Source organism: Arthrobacter sp. ES3-54 (assembly GCF_029504395.1).
Taxonomy (GTDB): Bacteria; Actinomycetota; Actinomycetes; order Actinomycetales; family Micrococcaceae; genus Arthrobacter.
In genome coordinates this window covers 190,110-204,476 of record NZ_JAQFIF010000002.1, presented here as the reverse complement: position 1 = coordinate 204,476, position 14,367 = coordinate 190,110, and the positions used below count along the sequence as shown (strand labels likewise).

General features: G+C 66.8%; 11 protein-coding genes and 1 pseudogene. 7 read left to right on the top strand and 5 right to left on the bottom strand.

The window, feature by feature from the left end:
- The first annotated feature begins 31 nt into the window (after positions 1-31).
- Positions 32-538: a universal stress protein gene (locus M2428_RS03990; RefSeq protein WP_277523943.1), complete on the top strand. Its 507-nt coding sequence runs from the start codon at positions 32-34 to the stop codon at positions 536-538.
- A gap of 200 nt (positions 539-738) precedes the next feature.
- Positions 739-1,899 carry a hypothetical protein gene (locus M2428_RS03985; RefSeq protein WP_277523940.1) on the top strand — a complete coding sequence of 387 codons (1,161 nt, stop codon included), beginning with the start codon at positions 739-741 and terminating at the stop codon, positions 1,897-1,899.
- A 90-nt stretch (positions 1,900-1,989) separates the two neighbouring features.
- Here M2428_RS03985 and trxB read toward each other — a convergent pair whose 3' ends face one another.
- On the bottom strand, positions 1,990-2,967 hold the full coding sequence (gene trxB / locus M2428_RS03980) for a thioredoxin-disulfide reductase (protein WP_277523938.1): 978 nt from the start codon (positions 2,965-2,967) through the stop codon (positions 1,990-1,992).
- A gap of 780 nt (positions 2,968-3,747) precedes the next feature.
- On the opposite strand from trxB, the gene M2428_RS03975 reads away from it, so the two are divergent.
- The 4 genes from M2428_RS03975 (at position 3,748) to M2428_RS03960 (ending at position 7,689) form a co-directional block, all read left to right on the top strand.
- Positions 3,748-5,340 (top strand): MFS transporter, encoded by a 1,593-nt coding sequence (locus M2428_RS03975; RefSeq protein WP_277523936.1) that lies wholly within the window; start codon positions 3,748-3,750, stop codon positions 5,338-5,340.
- Positions 5,341-5,472: 132 nt separating this feature from the next.
- Positions 5,473-6,588: a hypothetical protein gene (locus M2428_RS03970; RefSeq protein ID WP_277523934.1), complete on the top strand. Its 1,116-nt coding sequence runs from the start codon at positions 5,473-5,475 to the stop codon at positions 6,586-6,588.
- Positions 6,589-6,661: 73 nt separating this feature from the next.
- On the top strand, positions 6,662-6,817 hold the full coding sequence (locus M2428_RS03965; RefSeq protein ID WP_277523932.1) for a hypothetical protein: 156 nt from the start codon (positions 6,662-6,664) through the stop codon (positions 6,815-6,817).
- Positions 6,818-6,822: 5 nt separating this feature from the next.
- Positions 6,823-7,689, top strand: coding sequence for a YhjD/YihY/BrkB family envelope integrity protein (locus M2428_RS03960; RefSeq protein ID WP_346780720.1), 867 nt, complete (start codon positions 6,823-6,825; stop codon positions 7,687-7,689).
- 214 nt (positions 7,690-7,903) lie between these two features.
- On the opposite strand, the pseudogene M2428_RS03955 reads toward M2428_RS03960, so the two are convergent.
- Positions 7,904-8,280 (bottom strand): annotated as a pseudogene (locus tag M2428_RS03955) (SGNH/GDSL hydrolase family protein); the annotation flags it as partial.
- 146 nt (positions 8,281-8,426) lie between these two features.
- Between M2428_RS03955 and sulP the strand changes: the two are divergent.
- A complete protein-coding gene (sulP, locus tag M2428_RS03950; RefSeq protein WP_277523929.1) occupies positions 8,427-10,163 on the top strand; it encodes a sulfate permease in 1,737 nt (578 codons plus the stop codon).
- 224 nt (positions 10,164-10,387) lie between these two features.
- On the opposite strand, the gene M2428_RS03945 is transcribed toward sulP, so the two are convergent.
- From M2428_RS03945 to M2428_RS03935, 3 genes are all read right to left on the bottom strand, one after another.
- Entirely contained in the window at positions 10,388-11,077 is a 690-nt protein-coding gene (locus tag M2428_RS03945) for a hypothetical protein (protein ID WP_277523927.1), read from the bottom strand.
- 116 nt (positions 11,078-11,193) lie between these two features.
- Positions 11,194-12,621, bottom strand: coding sequence for an FAD-dependent oxidoreductase (locus tag M2428_RS03940; RefSeq protein ID WP_277524528.1), 1,428 nt, complete (start codon positions 12,619-12,621; stop codon positions 11,194-11,196).
- A 186-nt stretch (positions 12,622-12,807) separates the two neighbouring features.
- Positions 12,808-14,247, bottom strand: a complete 1,440-nt coding sequence (locus M2428_RS03935; RefSeq protein WP_277523925.1) for an FAD-dependent oxidoreductase — start codon at positions 14,245-14,247, stop codon at positions 12,808-12,810.
- Positions 14,248-14,367 lie beyond the last annotated feature (120 nt).

The window sequence follows — 14,367 nt, the reverse complement described above, 5'->3', positions numbered from 1 at the left end:
CAGCGGGTGCGGGCCTCAACTGATGGGTTCCGTGGAACCGCCAGCTGATTTCGGGCAGGCCGGTGACGGGGCGTGGACGGACGGCCCGCTGGTTCTCGGCGTGCCGTGGGCATTCGAGGAACGGTTAGTGCGGGCCGCCGCAGGGCTGGCAGCGATCATGGGGGCGCACTTGATCTGCGCATTCGTGGACCCGGCAAGCTATCTCACGGAGTGGGAGCCGGCCGGACTCCTGGACAGCACTTCCTTGGATCCTGCCCGCAATATGGAAGCCGAATTCCCCGCGGCGCAGCTGCTCAGCGGCCTCGAGGGCATTCTCGGGCCGCCGGGCGGGGCGTGGTCCTTCAGGGTGCTGAACGGGGAAGTCGCCCAGGCCCTGGGCCGGCTGGCGGAAAGCACGGATGCGGCCGCGCTGATAGTCGGCGGCCAGCGGCCCGGGCGGATTGCCCGGATGAGCCGGCTGCTGGAGGGCTCGGTCAGCGTGTCCCTGACACGCCTGCAGGCCAGGCCTGTGCTGATCATTCCGCACCTGGGGCCGTAACCCGCGGCCGGCCATGCCGCCCGCAAACAAAGGTGCGGCGCTCACGCCGTCCGGCCCAGCGCAGGGGGATTCATCCGCTCTGGGTGACGGCACCAAGCCCACGCGGTCCTAACGTTGGGCTATCGCCGGTGGAGGCCGCCCGGGGCTGGCCCTGACGGCGGAACTGCACCGGTTGCCACGCCAGCGAATCGAAGTGAGTGATGTCGGACCCAACCCACCGCGCAGCCGTCACGGCCGAGTCGCGGGCGCTCGTCATCGGCAGCGCGGGCTTTCTGGCCCTCGGCGTCGTCGCGTTCCTGCTGGTCGGGCGGGAACCTGTCCCATTGTCCGGACGAGGATCGGCCGGTGACATAGCGGCTCTCGGCACTGCGGTTCTGGGGGCCGGGGCAGTGGTGGCGGGTTGCGTGCAACGCGGGCAGCCCTCGTCACTGCCGGCCCCGTCATCATCGGCGCTGTCATCATCATCACGGGGCAGCCGGATTCGCAATTCCATCGACATCGCCGGCCTCGCACTGGCCCACGCATGTATCTTCCTGCTCGGCTGGCTGGCGCTATTCGCGATCTTCCAGCGGGCCTTCATCGGGGCCGTCCTCTATCCGGTGGCGGCTGCCATCCTGGTCGGGACCACGGGCGCCATCAGCGCCTACACCGCGTACCTCTCCGCGCTCAGCATGACCGCCTACCGGCTCTCCGCGCTCCTCGCTGGATTCCTGGTCACTGGAATACTGACGAGCATGCTCACTGCCGAGAATCCGCAATGGTGGCAGGAAAACCTCAGCGCCCTCGGCATGAGCTCCGACGTTTCCGGGGTGGCGTTCAACTTCACCCTGATCGTCGCCGGCGTCGTGGTCACCACCCTGGCGGGCTATGCGACGACGACACTCGCGGCGACCGCGACGACCTCCGCGGCGCGGCATCGGGTCAGGGTACTCGAAGGCGGCATCGTGCTTATCGGGGTCTTCCTCGCCGGCGTGGGACTATTTCCCGTCGATGAGCGCTTCGGGCTCCACACTATGGTCGCTTCCGGCATGGTGGTTGTGTTCGCGTCCCTGATCGTCCGCATCCGCGCCCTGGTTCCCTCCATCTCGGCGACGTTCGCTGTGCTCGGATGGGTCTTCCTGGCAGTCATCGCCGTCGCTGCTGTGATGTGGTTCCCCGTCGGCTACTACAACCTCACCGCCGTGGAGCTCATCGCCGCCTCGCTGGTCTTCGCCTGGCTCATCGTCCTGATCCGCAACCTCGCCGCCGTCGACGCCGACCAGCTTGACGCAACCCTTCAAGCGCGTCCGTTGTCACAGCCCACCGGTCCGGCAGCCCGGCCCGCCCCAACCGCAGCCGACGAAACGCCGGCTGAACCGTGAATTTTGAACCGTGAGTGCTGTCCCCGTGACTGCTCTGTCCCCGTGATTGCAGCGGGCAGGCGTGAAGCTGCCCGCCACTGGCGCGGTTGCCTACGAGTGGGTGGGTTCCTCGACCAGGGCGGTGGCGATGCTGTCGGCGTCGTCGAGCGCGGCAAGGTAACGTTCGGCGTCAAGGGCCGCGGCGCAGCCCGTCCCGGCGGCGGTGATGGCCTGCCGGTAGCGGTGGTCCACGGCGTCCCCGCAGGCGAAGACGCCGGAAAGGTTCGTGACAGTGGTGGGGGAGTCCACCTTGATGTAGCCCTCGGCGTCGAGGTCCACCTGGCCGCCCAGCAGTTCGGTCCGAGGTAGATGGCCGATCGCGACGAAGATGCCCGTGGCACCGTGGTCGCGCGTTTCGCCGGTGCGGGTGTCGGTCAGGGTAACGCCGGTGACCTTTGAGTTCCCGTGGATGGCGGTGACGGCGGAGTACCACGCGAAGCTGATCTTGGGGTTGTCCTTGGCGCGCTGGGCCATGATGCGGGAGGCGCGGAGCTCGCCCTTGCGGACCACCACCGTGACGGTCTTCCCGAAGCGCGTCAGGAAGGTGGCTTCCTCCATGGCCGAGTCGCCGCCGCCGACCACGATGATGTCCTGGTCCCGGAAGAAGAAGCCGTCGCAGGTGGCGCACCAGGAGAGTCCGTGGCCGCTGAACTTCTTCTCCTCGGGCAGGCCGAGTTCCTTGTAGGCGGAACCCGTGGCGAGGATGACGGCGGGCGCCTCGTGCGTCTCGCCGGCTCCGGTGACCACGCGCTTGAGATGGCCGGCGAGCCGGACTTCGGTGACGTCGTCGAACACCACTTGGGCGCCGAACTTCTCTGCCTGCTGCTGGAGGCCGTCCATCAATTCCGGGCCCTGGATGCCGCCCGGGAAACCGGGGAAGTTCTCCACGTCGGTGGTGTTCATCAGGGCGCCGCCGGCGGTGACGGCGCCGGCGATGACCAGCGGCTCGAGGCCGGCGCGGGCGGCGTAGATTGCCGCGGTGTAGCCGGCAGGACCGGATCCGATGATGATGAGCTGTTGGGTGCCCATTGGGTGTCTCCTGACGGAGCTGTACTGACGGGAAACTACGGGGTAACGATATTGAAGGCCGGATCGCCCGGAGCCAGCGCGCCCGCCATCGCTCCGGGAGACCATGTGGCGTTCATACTTGCACACGGTCCCAGTGCGGGCCATCACCCGTTTCGGGTGACCCGGAGACCTTCGCGGGACGGCGCAGTTGTGCGACGCGGCTACAGGGAGCGGCTATACGGTTCGGCTAGGCGGAAACCAGCGTCTGCGTCAGGATCGTGCCGCCAACCCCGGCCAGGACCGCGCCCGAACTCCCGACGACAATCCGGCTGGTTCGGGGCCGAGAGAGAAAGCCGGTCACTTTCTGCAGCCCGAGGGCCGCGGGCCGCATTCCTGAGGACGAGCGCAAAGTCCGGGCCGGGCACCAGGGCCACGACGAGGCAGGTCAGCACAAAGGCCGTTAGCTGTTCGACCATCTTGGTTTGCCTCCGCGTGTCGGACTCGTTAGTGGGACGTGAAGGAATGCCCCGCAAAGCCCGGGCAGTCTCCTACGTTAGGCCATCTGGGCCATGGCCGGCGGCGCTCCCTGGCTAATCCGGACCGGGGGGCTGAAACCTCACCCGCCGGGAATGATTCGGTCTGGATGCCAGACAGCTAGCGTGGCAACAACATCGCACAACGGTGGGCAATGGCGAGATATGTTCCAGCAGCGCCGTGCTCCCGCGTGCGCCTGCCCAGAGGAGACAGCATGTCCGGCTGTGAAACGACCAGGGACGCGGCTCGCCGCGGGGAGGGCCAACCATGACCTCTCCCAACGGCGGCGCCCAGACGGTGCCGTTCAACCAAAAACTCGCTCTGCTGCTGGCGATGGCGATGTTCGTCCTCGTGGTCGATACGTCGATCATGAACGTCTCGATCTCCGCCGTGGTGAACGACATCGGCGCGACCGTCAGCGGACTCCAGTCGACAATCGCCCTTGAGGCGCTGGTCTCCGCGGCCTTTATTCTAATCGGCGGCAAGATCGGCGACCTGATCGGGCGCAAGCGCGCCTACGTGATCGGGCTTGCCTGCTACGCCGTCGGCGCCGTGGCGATGACCCTGGCCCAGAGCCTCCTTCCGATCATCATCTGCTGGGCCCTGATCGGCGGCCTTGGCGCCTCGCTGCTCCTTCCCGCCATGCAGTCCCTCATCCACGGAAATTTCGAGGGAGATGCCCAGCACCGGGTCTACGCCCTGGTCGGCGCCTCGGCCGCGATCGCCGCCGCCGTCGGGCCTCTGCTGGGCGGCTTCCTCACCACGTTCCTGTCCTGGCGCGTCGCCTTCCTGCTCGAGGCCCTCATCATCGCGGTCGTCCTGTCCGGAATCAAGCTCGTCAAAGACGTGCCATACACCGGGCCCCGGGAACTCGATCTCTTCGGATCATTCCTGTCCATCGTGGGCATGGGCGGCGTCGTGCTCGGCATCCTGGTCTGGCAGGAAGGCGGCGAGGCGGTGGGCGCTCTCCTGGCCGTGGGTGCCGTCGGACTGGGTGGCCTGGTTTACTGGCTCATTCAGCGCAAACGCCGTGACAAGCCGACACTGCTGGATCCGGATCTGTTCCAAGCGAAAACTTTCCGCTTTGGTGCCACGGGACAAATGCTCCAGCAGATCGCTCTGGGCGGCACCATGATCGTGCTGCCCATCTACCTTCAGATGGTGCTCGGATACAACGCGATGCAGTCAGGCCTGTCGATCGCCCCGCTCTCGCTGACCATGTTCGCGGTCGCCATGATCGCCGGGAAGAGATCCGGGAGGCGTCGCCCAGCCAGCCTCATTCGGTGGGGCTTCCTGTTCCTGGTCTTGGGTTTGGCGGTGCTGGTCCCGATCGTGCCGCGCGCGGACTCCGGCTGGTGGCTCCTGATCCCGCTGATCATCTCCGGATTTGGCCTTGGGCTGCTGGTATCCCAGCTCAACAACTACACGTTGTCCCCGATTTCGGACGAGCGGGTCAGCGAGGCAGCCAGTGTGAATTCGGCCGCAGGATCGTTCGGTTTGTCCTTCGGGCTCGCGTTCGCCGGCGGAATCATGCTGGCATCGCTGTCGACCATCTTCATCGGATTGTCGAATGCCAGCACGGTTCTCCCGCCCGACGATAAGCAGCAGGTCGCGACGGTCCTGGAAGACGACGCCCAGGTGATGAGCGACGCGCAACTCCAGGAACAGCTCGCCGGACAACCGGAGGACATCCAGAACGAAATCATCCGCATCAACACGGAGGCACGGCCCCTGGCCCTCCAGATCGCACTGTTCGTGCCCATCCTCGCCGGCCTCGCCGGGCTCGGGACGTCCTTCCGCATGATGCGGATCCCTGATCCCAAGCCTGCCGGCACCGGCGAGGGGAGCGTCCTGGGCTGAGCCCTCGGGTTTCGGCGGCGGGACTTGCCGGTGTGACATACGTTCGGGAATTGACGGCGCGCGCCGGAACCTCGGGCTCGCGCAGTATTGGCGCGCGGAGCTGAGACACGTGACAACAGAGGGAGATACATCGTGCGGGATCGGGTCGGGTCGGCGTCGGCGCTCGGGGTTCTGCTCCTGTGCTTCGGCGGGGCCAAGCGCGCCGCCCAGGTACGGCGGCCGCTGAGCAGGCAGCTTGAGCAGCAAGGCAGCGCCGTCCTCGATGCGGCCATCATCCGGGTGGACGGGCAGGGGAAGGCGAGGGTCTATGACCCGCAGCGCACGGTGGCGGGTGCGCTGACCGCGGCGCTGACGTGGGGGGTGTTTGGCCTGCTCACCAGCGGATTAATCGGCCCGATAGGGTGGGCGGTGATCGGTGCCGTCTGCGGAGGCCTCTTTGCCTACTACCGCGAGCAGCCCCTGAGCGGGACACAGCTGCGCCGTATCGGTGAGGGCATGCGGCCGGGCTCGTCCGCGATCGTCGTGTTCATGAAATCCGCTGACGAGGCGCTCCTGCCGGCGACGGCGGCGTACGAGCCGATGACAGCAACTCTGGCGGCGGTCTCGGGGGAGCTGTCCGCCCGCGTGCTGGCCGCCGCCGGCCCCACTGAGGTGGCCGCCGCGCCGGGCGGGGAGCTGCCTGCGGCCGCCAAAAGCAGCGACAGGGGCACACTGCTGAACATGCTGCTGGTGCGCCTGCCCGGGCAGCACACCGTCCGGGAAGCGCTCCCCAAGCTCGCCGCCACGGGAAAGACGCCCGATCCGGGCCTCCCGCAGGTCGAGGTGGTGCTCGAGTCCGACGCGCGAGGTGGGCTGCACGTGCACAGCCCGAACTTCGGGGTGGGCTTCAGCGCCAGGAGCTCCCTGGTGAGCTGGGGTGTGTTGGGGCTCATCCTTGGGGGGATCGGCGGCCTCACCGGTGGTGGCGGGATCCTCGGCTTCCTCGGGGGCGGCCTGATCACCGGCATCGTCTGGGGCGCCTTCGGCCTACTCGCCGGGGCACTCTACGGACTGTTCGTGGGAAACGTCCTGTCCGCACGGCAGCTGAAGAAGCTTCATGGACTTGTGCCACCGAACAGCTCGCTGGCGTTCCTCTGGGCGGACGGCGACCTCGCCAACGAAGCCATCGACCGGTGGGCGCCGCCCGGATCGCAGCGGACGATTGTTCGGTTCGATTCCACCTCGAAAGGAATCGTCTTGAGTGTCTAGGAGAATTCCCGGGACTGGGTCCGGCGTTGCCCGCTGCGAACGGTGCGTATCAACCGGAATTCGGAGGTGCTTGATGGTCATTGCGCTGTTGGTCGTCCTCGGCGCCGACCTCATCGTCCTCGTGGTTTCCCTCGCTTTCGTGTTGGGGCGGAAGCGGTGGGCCACCCGCCGGCCGGGCGTGTTCCACGGTGCGATTCGCGTCCGGCCTGCCGAAGCTGGGCATGTGTGATTCCGATGGTTCAGCCGCCGGTGAACCGTTTGATGCGGGTCGCCGTGCGCTCGGCGACCGGACGTTTTGTGCTGCGTGCTCTCCGTGACATTCGTGACCTCGAGCTGTTCGATCGAGCGATGACGCTCGCCGCACAGGCGTTCACCTCGATCCTGCCGGTCCTCATCGTCGCCAGCTCGTTGCGGGCGAGCCTGAACCCCGAGGCGGACGCGCTCTTCGCTGAGAACCTCAGCCTCGATGATCACACCGCGGAACTTGTAAAGCAGTCGATTCCCCAAGCGATCGAAGGGGTGACGTTCACGCAAGTCATCGGCGCGCTGCTGCTCATCATCGCCGCGACCGCCTTCGCCCGCGCGCTCGAGCGGTGCTTCCGCAGGATCTGGAAGACACCGAAGGCCCCCATCCGCTTCGCCTGGCGCTGGGTCGTCGCGATTGTTGCGATCCTCATCGGGTTCGCCCTCGTGGTCATGACCCGCTACATCGTGCGCGGCACGGGTGCCTTGTCGGCGCTCGAGTTCATCATCGAGGCGGCCATCTGGTCCGCGCTGTGGTGGTTCGCGTCTTGGATCGTGATCAACCGGAGCGTCGGCCTGCGGGCACTCCTCCCGGGATCAGTGCTCGCCGGACTCGGATTCGCCGTGGCCACGGTGGTGGGGCGCGTGTATCTCCCGGGGGCGTTCGCCTCCTCCGCCGGTCAATTCGGCGTACTCGGGCTCGCCTTCTCGTACATCGGGTGGCTGTTCGTGCAGATGTCCGTGCTCCTAGGCGCAGTGACGATCGGCCGCGTCATCCACCTCACCGTGATCGGGCAGCTGTGGAGCCGCTCAGGCGATACCGCCGCAGCTCCAACCCCACCGAGGAGCCTGCACTGACCGCGCCAGCTGACGCTCTGAAATTGCCGGGTCCTTGTCGCGGTTGAATCGGTGCAGGGGGTGCCTAGGAGTGCAAGGCCCAGTGCACTGATGTCAGTCCGATAGAGGATGGGGCCACCGGGCGGCGTGCCAGCGAGCGTGCGGGCGAGAGGAACGGGATGACGTTTTTGCAGCGAATGCGAGGGAAAGCGCTTCGGGTGCCGCGGCCGGCGGGTTAGGTGGAGGGAGAGTTTCCAAAGAATGTCCCGGGCGGCATCCGGGCGGCGAACACGGGCCGGCGTCCGGCCTCTTGGCGTGCCGCTCTTCTTCGGCGATCCGTTGTTTGAGGCGTTGCAGCACCCAGGGGAACAGATGTTCGCGGGCCCAGACGAGGTCATCGGTCCTGGCCTCGCGCCACCTGCGCTCGGGCAGGTCTTTGGGCGTCATCGGCTGCAGGGTGTGGGTGATGTTGAGGGTGTCCAGCACCATCATGGCGATGGTGTGCTGGCCCAGCGGGGAGAAATGCAGCCGGTCAGGGTCCCACATGAGTGGGTGCGTGAGCTGACGCAGTGCCCAGAGGTCAGCGATCACGGCATCGTGGCGTGCGGCGATGATGTGCAGCCCCCGCCGGACCGCGGAACGCGAGGCGGAGCGGCTGGCGAGCTGGAATGTCGGGGCACTAGGACCCGCGCGACGGCTGACCCGGTTCACCCTCGACGGAGGATGCACCGGGCGCCGCGGCCCGGCAGAGTGCAGCTATGACCGAGACCACGGGACAGCGGCACAAGGGCTCGCTGCGTCAGGTGATGCCGGGGCTGGACGTCGCCGCGACGTATCAAAAGGACTGGTTCGGCAAGGACGTCGTTGCCGGGATCGTTCTGGCGACGTTGCTGGTGCCACAGGGCATGGCCTATGCGGAGCTGGCTGGCCTGCCTCCGATCACGGGGCTGTACACCACGGTCCTGTGCCTGGTCGGTTACGCGGTCTTCGGCCCGTCCCGCATCCTTGTCCTGGGGCCGGATTCCTCACTTGGCCCCATGATCGCGGCCACGGTCCTGCCGCTGGTCGCATCCGGCGGGGACCCGCAGAAGGCCGTGGCGCTGGCATCGATGCTCGCTCTCATGGTCGGCGTCATCATGGTCCTGGCGTCCGTCGCCAAGCTCGGCTTCATCGCGGACCTCATCTCCAAGCCCACCATGATCGGCTACATGAACGGCCTCGCGCTCACCATCCTGGTCGGCCAACTCCCCAAGCTCTTCGGGTTCAAGGTGGAGAGCGAAAACTTTATTGGCGATCTCGTCGGCTTCCTTGAGGGCGTGGCCGCCGGCAAGACGGTGCCAGCCGCGGCCGCCGTCGGCATTACCGGGATCGTGCTGATCCTGGTCCTGCAGCGCTGGCTGCCCAAGGTCCCGGCGGTGCTCATCATGGTGGTGCTCGCGATCGCGGCGACCTCGCTGTTTGACCTCGCCGATAAGGGTGTCTCCCTGGTCGGGGACCTTCCGCAGGGTTTCCCGCCGTTCACCATCCCCCAGGTGGAGTGGTCGGACATCGGATTGATGGTTGCCGGCGCCCTAGGCATTGCGCTGGTCTCACTGACGGACACGATTTCGACGGCAACCGCCTTCGCCGCGCGCTCCGGCCAGGAGATCCGCGGCAACCAGGAGATGATCGGTATCGGTGCCGCGAACCTGGCCGCGGGCTTCTTCCAAGGCTTCCCCGTGAGCACCAGCGGCTCCCGGACCGCCGTGGCGGAACGATCCGGGTCGAAGACGCAACTGACGGGCGTAACGGGTGCCGTCCTGATCGTCCTGATGCTGGTGCTGCTGCCGGGGATGTTTCGGAACCTGCCCCAGCCGGCCCTCGCGGCCGTGGTGATCACCGCGTCGGTGTCGCTCGCCGACATTCCGGGCACCGTGCGCCTATGGCGCCAGAGCAGGACCGAGTTCAGCCTGTCGATGGCGGCCTTCCTCGGGGTGGTGCTCCTGGGAGTGCTGCCCGGCATCGGCATCGCGGTAGGGCTGTCCATCCTCAATGTCTTCAGCCGGGCGTGGTGGCCCTACCAAACCGTGATCGGTCGGGTGCCCGGGATCGAGGGGTTTCACGACACCAACGTCCACCCGGACGCAAAGCACCTGCCCGGCCTGGTGATCTACCGGTTCGACGCCCCAATATTCTTCGCCAATGCCACGACCTTCCGCGACAACATCCGGCGGCTGGCGCGGGCCGAACCCAAGCCGCGATGGATCCTCATCGCGGCCGAACCGATCACGGACGTGGATACCACCGCGGCTGACGTGTTGCTTGAGCTGGATGTCGAGCTGAATGCGCAGGGCACCTCGCTGGTCTTCGCGGAGCTCAAGCACCGGGTCCGGGCGAAAGTCGAACGGTTCGGGCTGACACGCCAAATCGATCCGCAGCACTTCTACCGCACCATCGACGCCGCGGTCGCCGCCTACTCCGCCCAGACCGGCGCGGAATGGAGTCCCGGGGACTGACACCTGTCTGGGCGCTACGGACAACGGTCTTGGGCCTTGCCCCGGCCCCTGTGGCTGCCCGTTCTGGTTTTCCCGGATCACGGCGCTGTCCGGGAACAGGTTCGCAGCGGCTGGCTGTGGAAAGTCGGCAGAAGGCCCTCAACGCAAACAGCTGTTGATCGTGGTAAACCGCACCCATAAGAACTGACATGGGCGTGGTTCGGAGGTCCGGCTGCACAATCCGGTCACACCGGGTGCGGCTCGGGCAGCATCCCGGCCGGGGTCTTTAGCAGTTTCACGCCGGCTGTGCCGAAACTGGCGAGCAGGGCGGCGGCTGAGATGACGAGCAGCGCAGGTTGTGCGAGACCCACTGCAATGCCCAGCATGCCTAACGGCATCAACGCCGCGAGCACAGGGTGGAGGACGTGTGCCCGGGCGAGACCGACAGCGAGCACGCACAGACCGACCGGGAGCAGGATGAAGATCAGCAGTACCGGGATCATGATGGGAAGGGTGCTCAGGGCGGTCACGATGTACTGTTGCATCGCTGCCTGGTCCAGTCCGGGGTCCGGTTTCCCGGCCACCCAGGCCATGTAGTCCATGCCGTCCATCGCTCCGTAGCCGACGAAGCCCATGAGCGAGAGTATGCAGCCCCAGAAGGCGGCCTTGGGATGGCTGGGGTGCACCATTCGCGCCAGTCCGACGACGGCGGGCACGAAGAGGACCGCTGCAAGGAAGAACAGCGTGTGGGCCACGTAGAACTGCGTGGGGTGGTCGTGCGAGGCAGCATAGTAGGCCATGCCGTTCTCGATCCCGTGCGGTGGGTGCAGGATCGCCGCTCCGAGCATGAGGATGGGCGCTCCGATCATGAGCACGCCGAAGCCGACCCGCTCGGCACCGGCGTAGCGGTCGTTTCCGGCTGGGCTGGTGGCCATGCTGGCTTCCTTTCTTTCGTCCCCTGTCTGTCACTTCCCGTGTACACGGGAAGTGACAGACAGCCCTGACGACGCGCAGCGCACGCCCGGCGCGGGCGGCAAAGACGGACCAGAGGCTAGGGCTTAAGCTGCTTGACGATCTCCCCGGCGACGCGTTCACCGGACTGGATTGCGCCGTCGATATAGCCGACGTTGACGTCGGCCGTTTCGGTGCCGGCCCAGTGGATTCGGCCGACCGGCTCCCGCAGGGCGGGCCCAAAGGCGGTCAGGGCGCCCGGGCTGGGGATGGCCATGTATGCTCCGCGCTGCCAGGGGGCGGCCAGCCAGGACTGTTCCACGTACTCGATGGGGTTGTTAGCCTCGGGTCCCAGATAGGTGACGAGATCTTCAATGGCGCGGGCGCGTCGCTCTTCGGGTGAACGCTCGGCCCAGGCTTGGGCATGGCCGCCGGCGAAGAAGCCCACCATGCCGCCGGTTTCGACGCCCGGGATCGTATGGTCCATCCACATGCCCGTGACCGTGCGATCGGAGAGGATTGCTCCGCTGAGACCCTTGTCGCGCCAGAACGGCGTCTGGTAGGCGACGTGCAGCTTGATGATGCTGCCCATCGGCATCCGCTGGGTGAGTGCGTCCCGACGCGGGGGCATCGGGGGGGTGTAGGAGATCCGGCCGGCCATCGGCGGGGCGGTGGCCACCACGGCCAACGCTGCGGTCCAGACGCCGGCGTCGGAGGTGACCGTCACGCCGCCGTCGGTCTGCGCGATCGAGCGTACCGGGGCGTTCACGATGACCGCGTCGCCGAGCTCCTCGGCCATCTTCGAGGCCATCTGCCAGGCGCCGCCCACGAAGAGGGTCTCCTGGGCGCCGCCAACGGTGCCGATCATGTGTTCGATGCCCTCGTCCGCGGCGGCGTAGAAGATGGCGGTCAGCGGTGAGAGCTGGCCGGGCTGGCTGCAAAATATTGTCTGCGCGATCAGCCGGTGCACGGCCCGCGCCGGTTCCGAGGTGGTGGAATTCTGCAGCCAGTTCTCGAACGTCTGGGCATCAAAGCCGTCCGCGCCCTCCACGGTCCATGGTGCGGCGACGTCGACTTTGCCGGCCACGGCCTCTATCTCGCCCACCAGCCTGTTGAACTCTGCGAGATCTGCGGGCTCAAGGGGAAGGTCTTCGCCTTCCTTGTAGCGGGCCTCGCGCCCCGTGACGTCCAGGATGTGCTCGCCCCCTACGTACTGCGGATACATCTTGACGCCGAACTCCTTGGCCAGGTTCAGCAGGTGGGTCTGGTTACTGCCCACCCACTGCCCGCCAAGGTCCACCACATACCCCGCGATACTGCCAGGCATGGATCGGCCGCCGACGCGGTCGTCGGCCTCAAGCACGACCACCGAAACGCCGGCCTTCTTGAGGTCCCGGGCCGCGGTCAGGCCCGCGTAGCCGGCTCCTACCACGACAACATCGACATGAGAGGACTGGTTGTTCATGCTGATTCTCCTTTTTTTGTTGCAGAATTGTTCGCCATGAGCCCATCCCCCCGTGATCCACACCGGGCCGGGCACGACCACACCCGATAACCATCCCGCCAGCTCAGCGCCTCGCGCATCACCCGGCCGGGTGATGCGGCGATGTGCGCCGAGAGCGGGCCCACCCCGCCGGTGCCGTCGAGAGTCAGTGCGGGAGTGTCCTTTTGACCGTGGATCCACCCTTAGAAGGACACTCCCGACGACGATTGGCTAGGGCTTGAGCTGCTTGACGATCTCCCCGGCGACCCGCTCGCCGGACTGGATTGCGCCGTCGATGTAGCCGATGTTTTCGTCGGCCGTTTCGGTGCCGGCCCAGTGGATCCGGCCGACCGGCGCCCGCAGGGCTTCCCCGAAGGCGGTCAGGGTGCCTGGGGTGGGCATGGCCCAATATGCTCCCCGCTGCCAGGGGGCGGCCGGCCAGGACTGTTCCACGTACTCGATCGGGTTCTTCGCCTCGGGTCCCAGGTAGGTGGCGAGATCTTCGAGGGCCTGGGCGCGTCGCTCTTCGGGTGAACGCTCGGCCCACGCCTGGGCGTAGCCGCCGCCGGTTAAGCCGACCATGCCGCCGGTTTCGACGCCTGGGACCGTATGCTCCATCCAAAAGCCCGTGACCGTGCGGTCGGAGAGGATTGATCCGGTCAGACCCTTGTCGCGCCAGAACGGCGTCTGATAGGCGACGTGCATCTTGATGACGCTGCCCATCGGCATCCGCTGGGTGAAGGCGTCCCGGCGCGGGGGCATCGGGGGCGTGTAGGAGATCCGCGCGGCCATCGGCGGAGCGCAGGCCACCACGGCCAAGGAGGCGGTCCAGACGCCGGCGTCTGAGGTGACCGTCACGCCGTCGTCGGTCTGCGCGATCGACCGTACCGGGGCGTTCACGATGACCGCGTCGCCGAGCTCCTCGGCCATCTTCGAGGCCATCTGCCAGGCACCGCCCACAAAGAGGGTCTCCTGGGCGCCGCCAACGGTGCCGATCATGTGTCCCATCCCCTCGTTCGCGCCGTTGTAGAACATGACGGCAAACGGTGACAGCTGGCCGGGCTCGACGCAATACACTGTCTGCGCGATCACCCGGAAGACGGCCCGTGCCGGCTCCGAGGTGGTGGCACCCTGCAGCCAGCTCTCGAACGTCTGGGCGTCGAGGCCGGCCGCGCCCTCCACGGCCCCCGGTGCGGTGACGTCGACCTTGCCGATCAGGACGTCCAGCTCGCCCATCAGCCTGTTGAACTCTGCGACATCTGCGGGTTCAAGGGGAAGGTCATCGCCTTCCTTGTAGCGGGCCTCGCGTCCCGTGACGTCCAGGATGTGTTCGCCCTCGATGTACTGCGGATAGGTTTTGACCCCGAACTCCTTGGCCAGGTTGAGCAGGTGGGTCTGGTTACTGCCCGTCCACTGCCCGCCAAGGTCCACGACATACCCGGCGAGCGTTCCAGGCATGGAGCGGCCGCCGACGCGGTCGTCGGCCTCAAGCACGACCACCGAAACACCGGCCTTCCTGAGGTCCCGGGCCGCGGTCAGCCCGGCGAAGCCTGCCCCAACGACGACAACATCGACATGAGAAGACTGGTTATTCATGCTGATTCTCCTTTTTGCGGCTGAATTGCTCGTTTTGTGGCAAATCTTGGTCGTTAGCGTCAACCCGTCGCCCATTACGGCGGGTCGGCCCAGGCATCGGGGGGCTCCTGCCGCAGGCTTTCCTGAAACAACGGCCAGGGAGGGGTGCGGCAAGGGACCGATTTGGTGGCGCCCCCTGCCAGGAATTGTCGGATC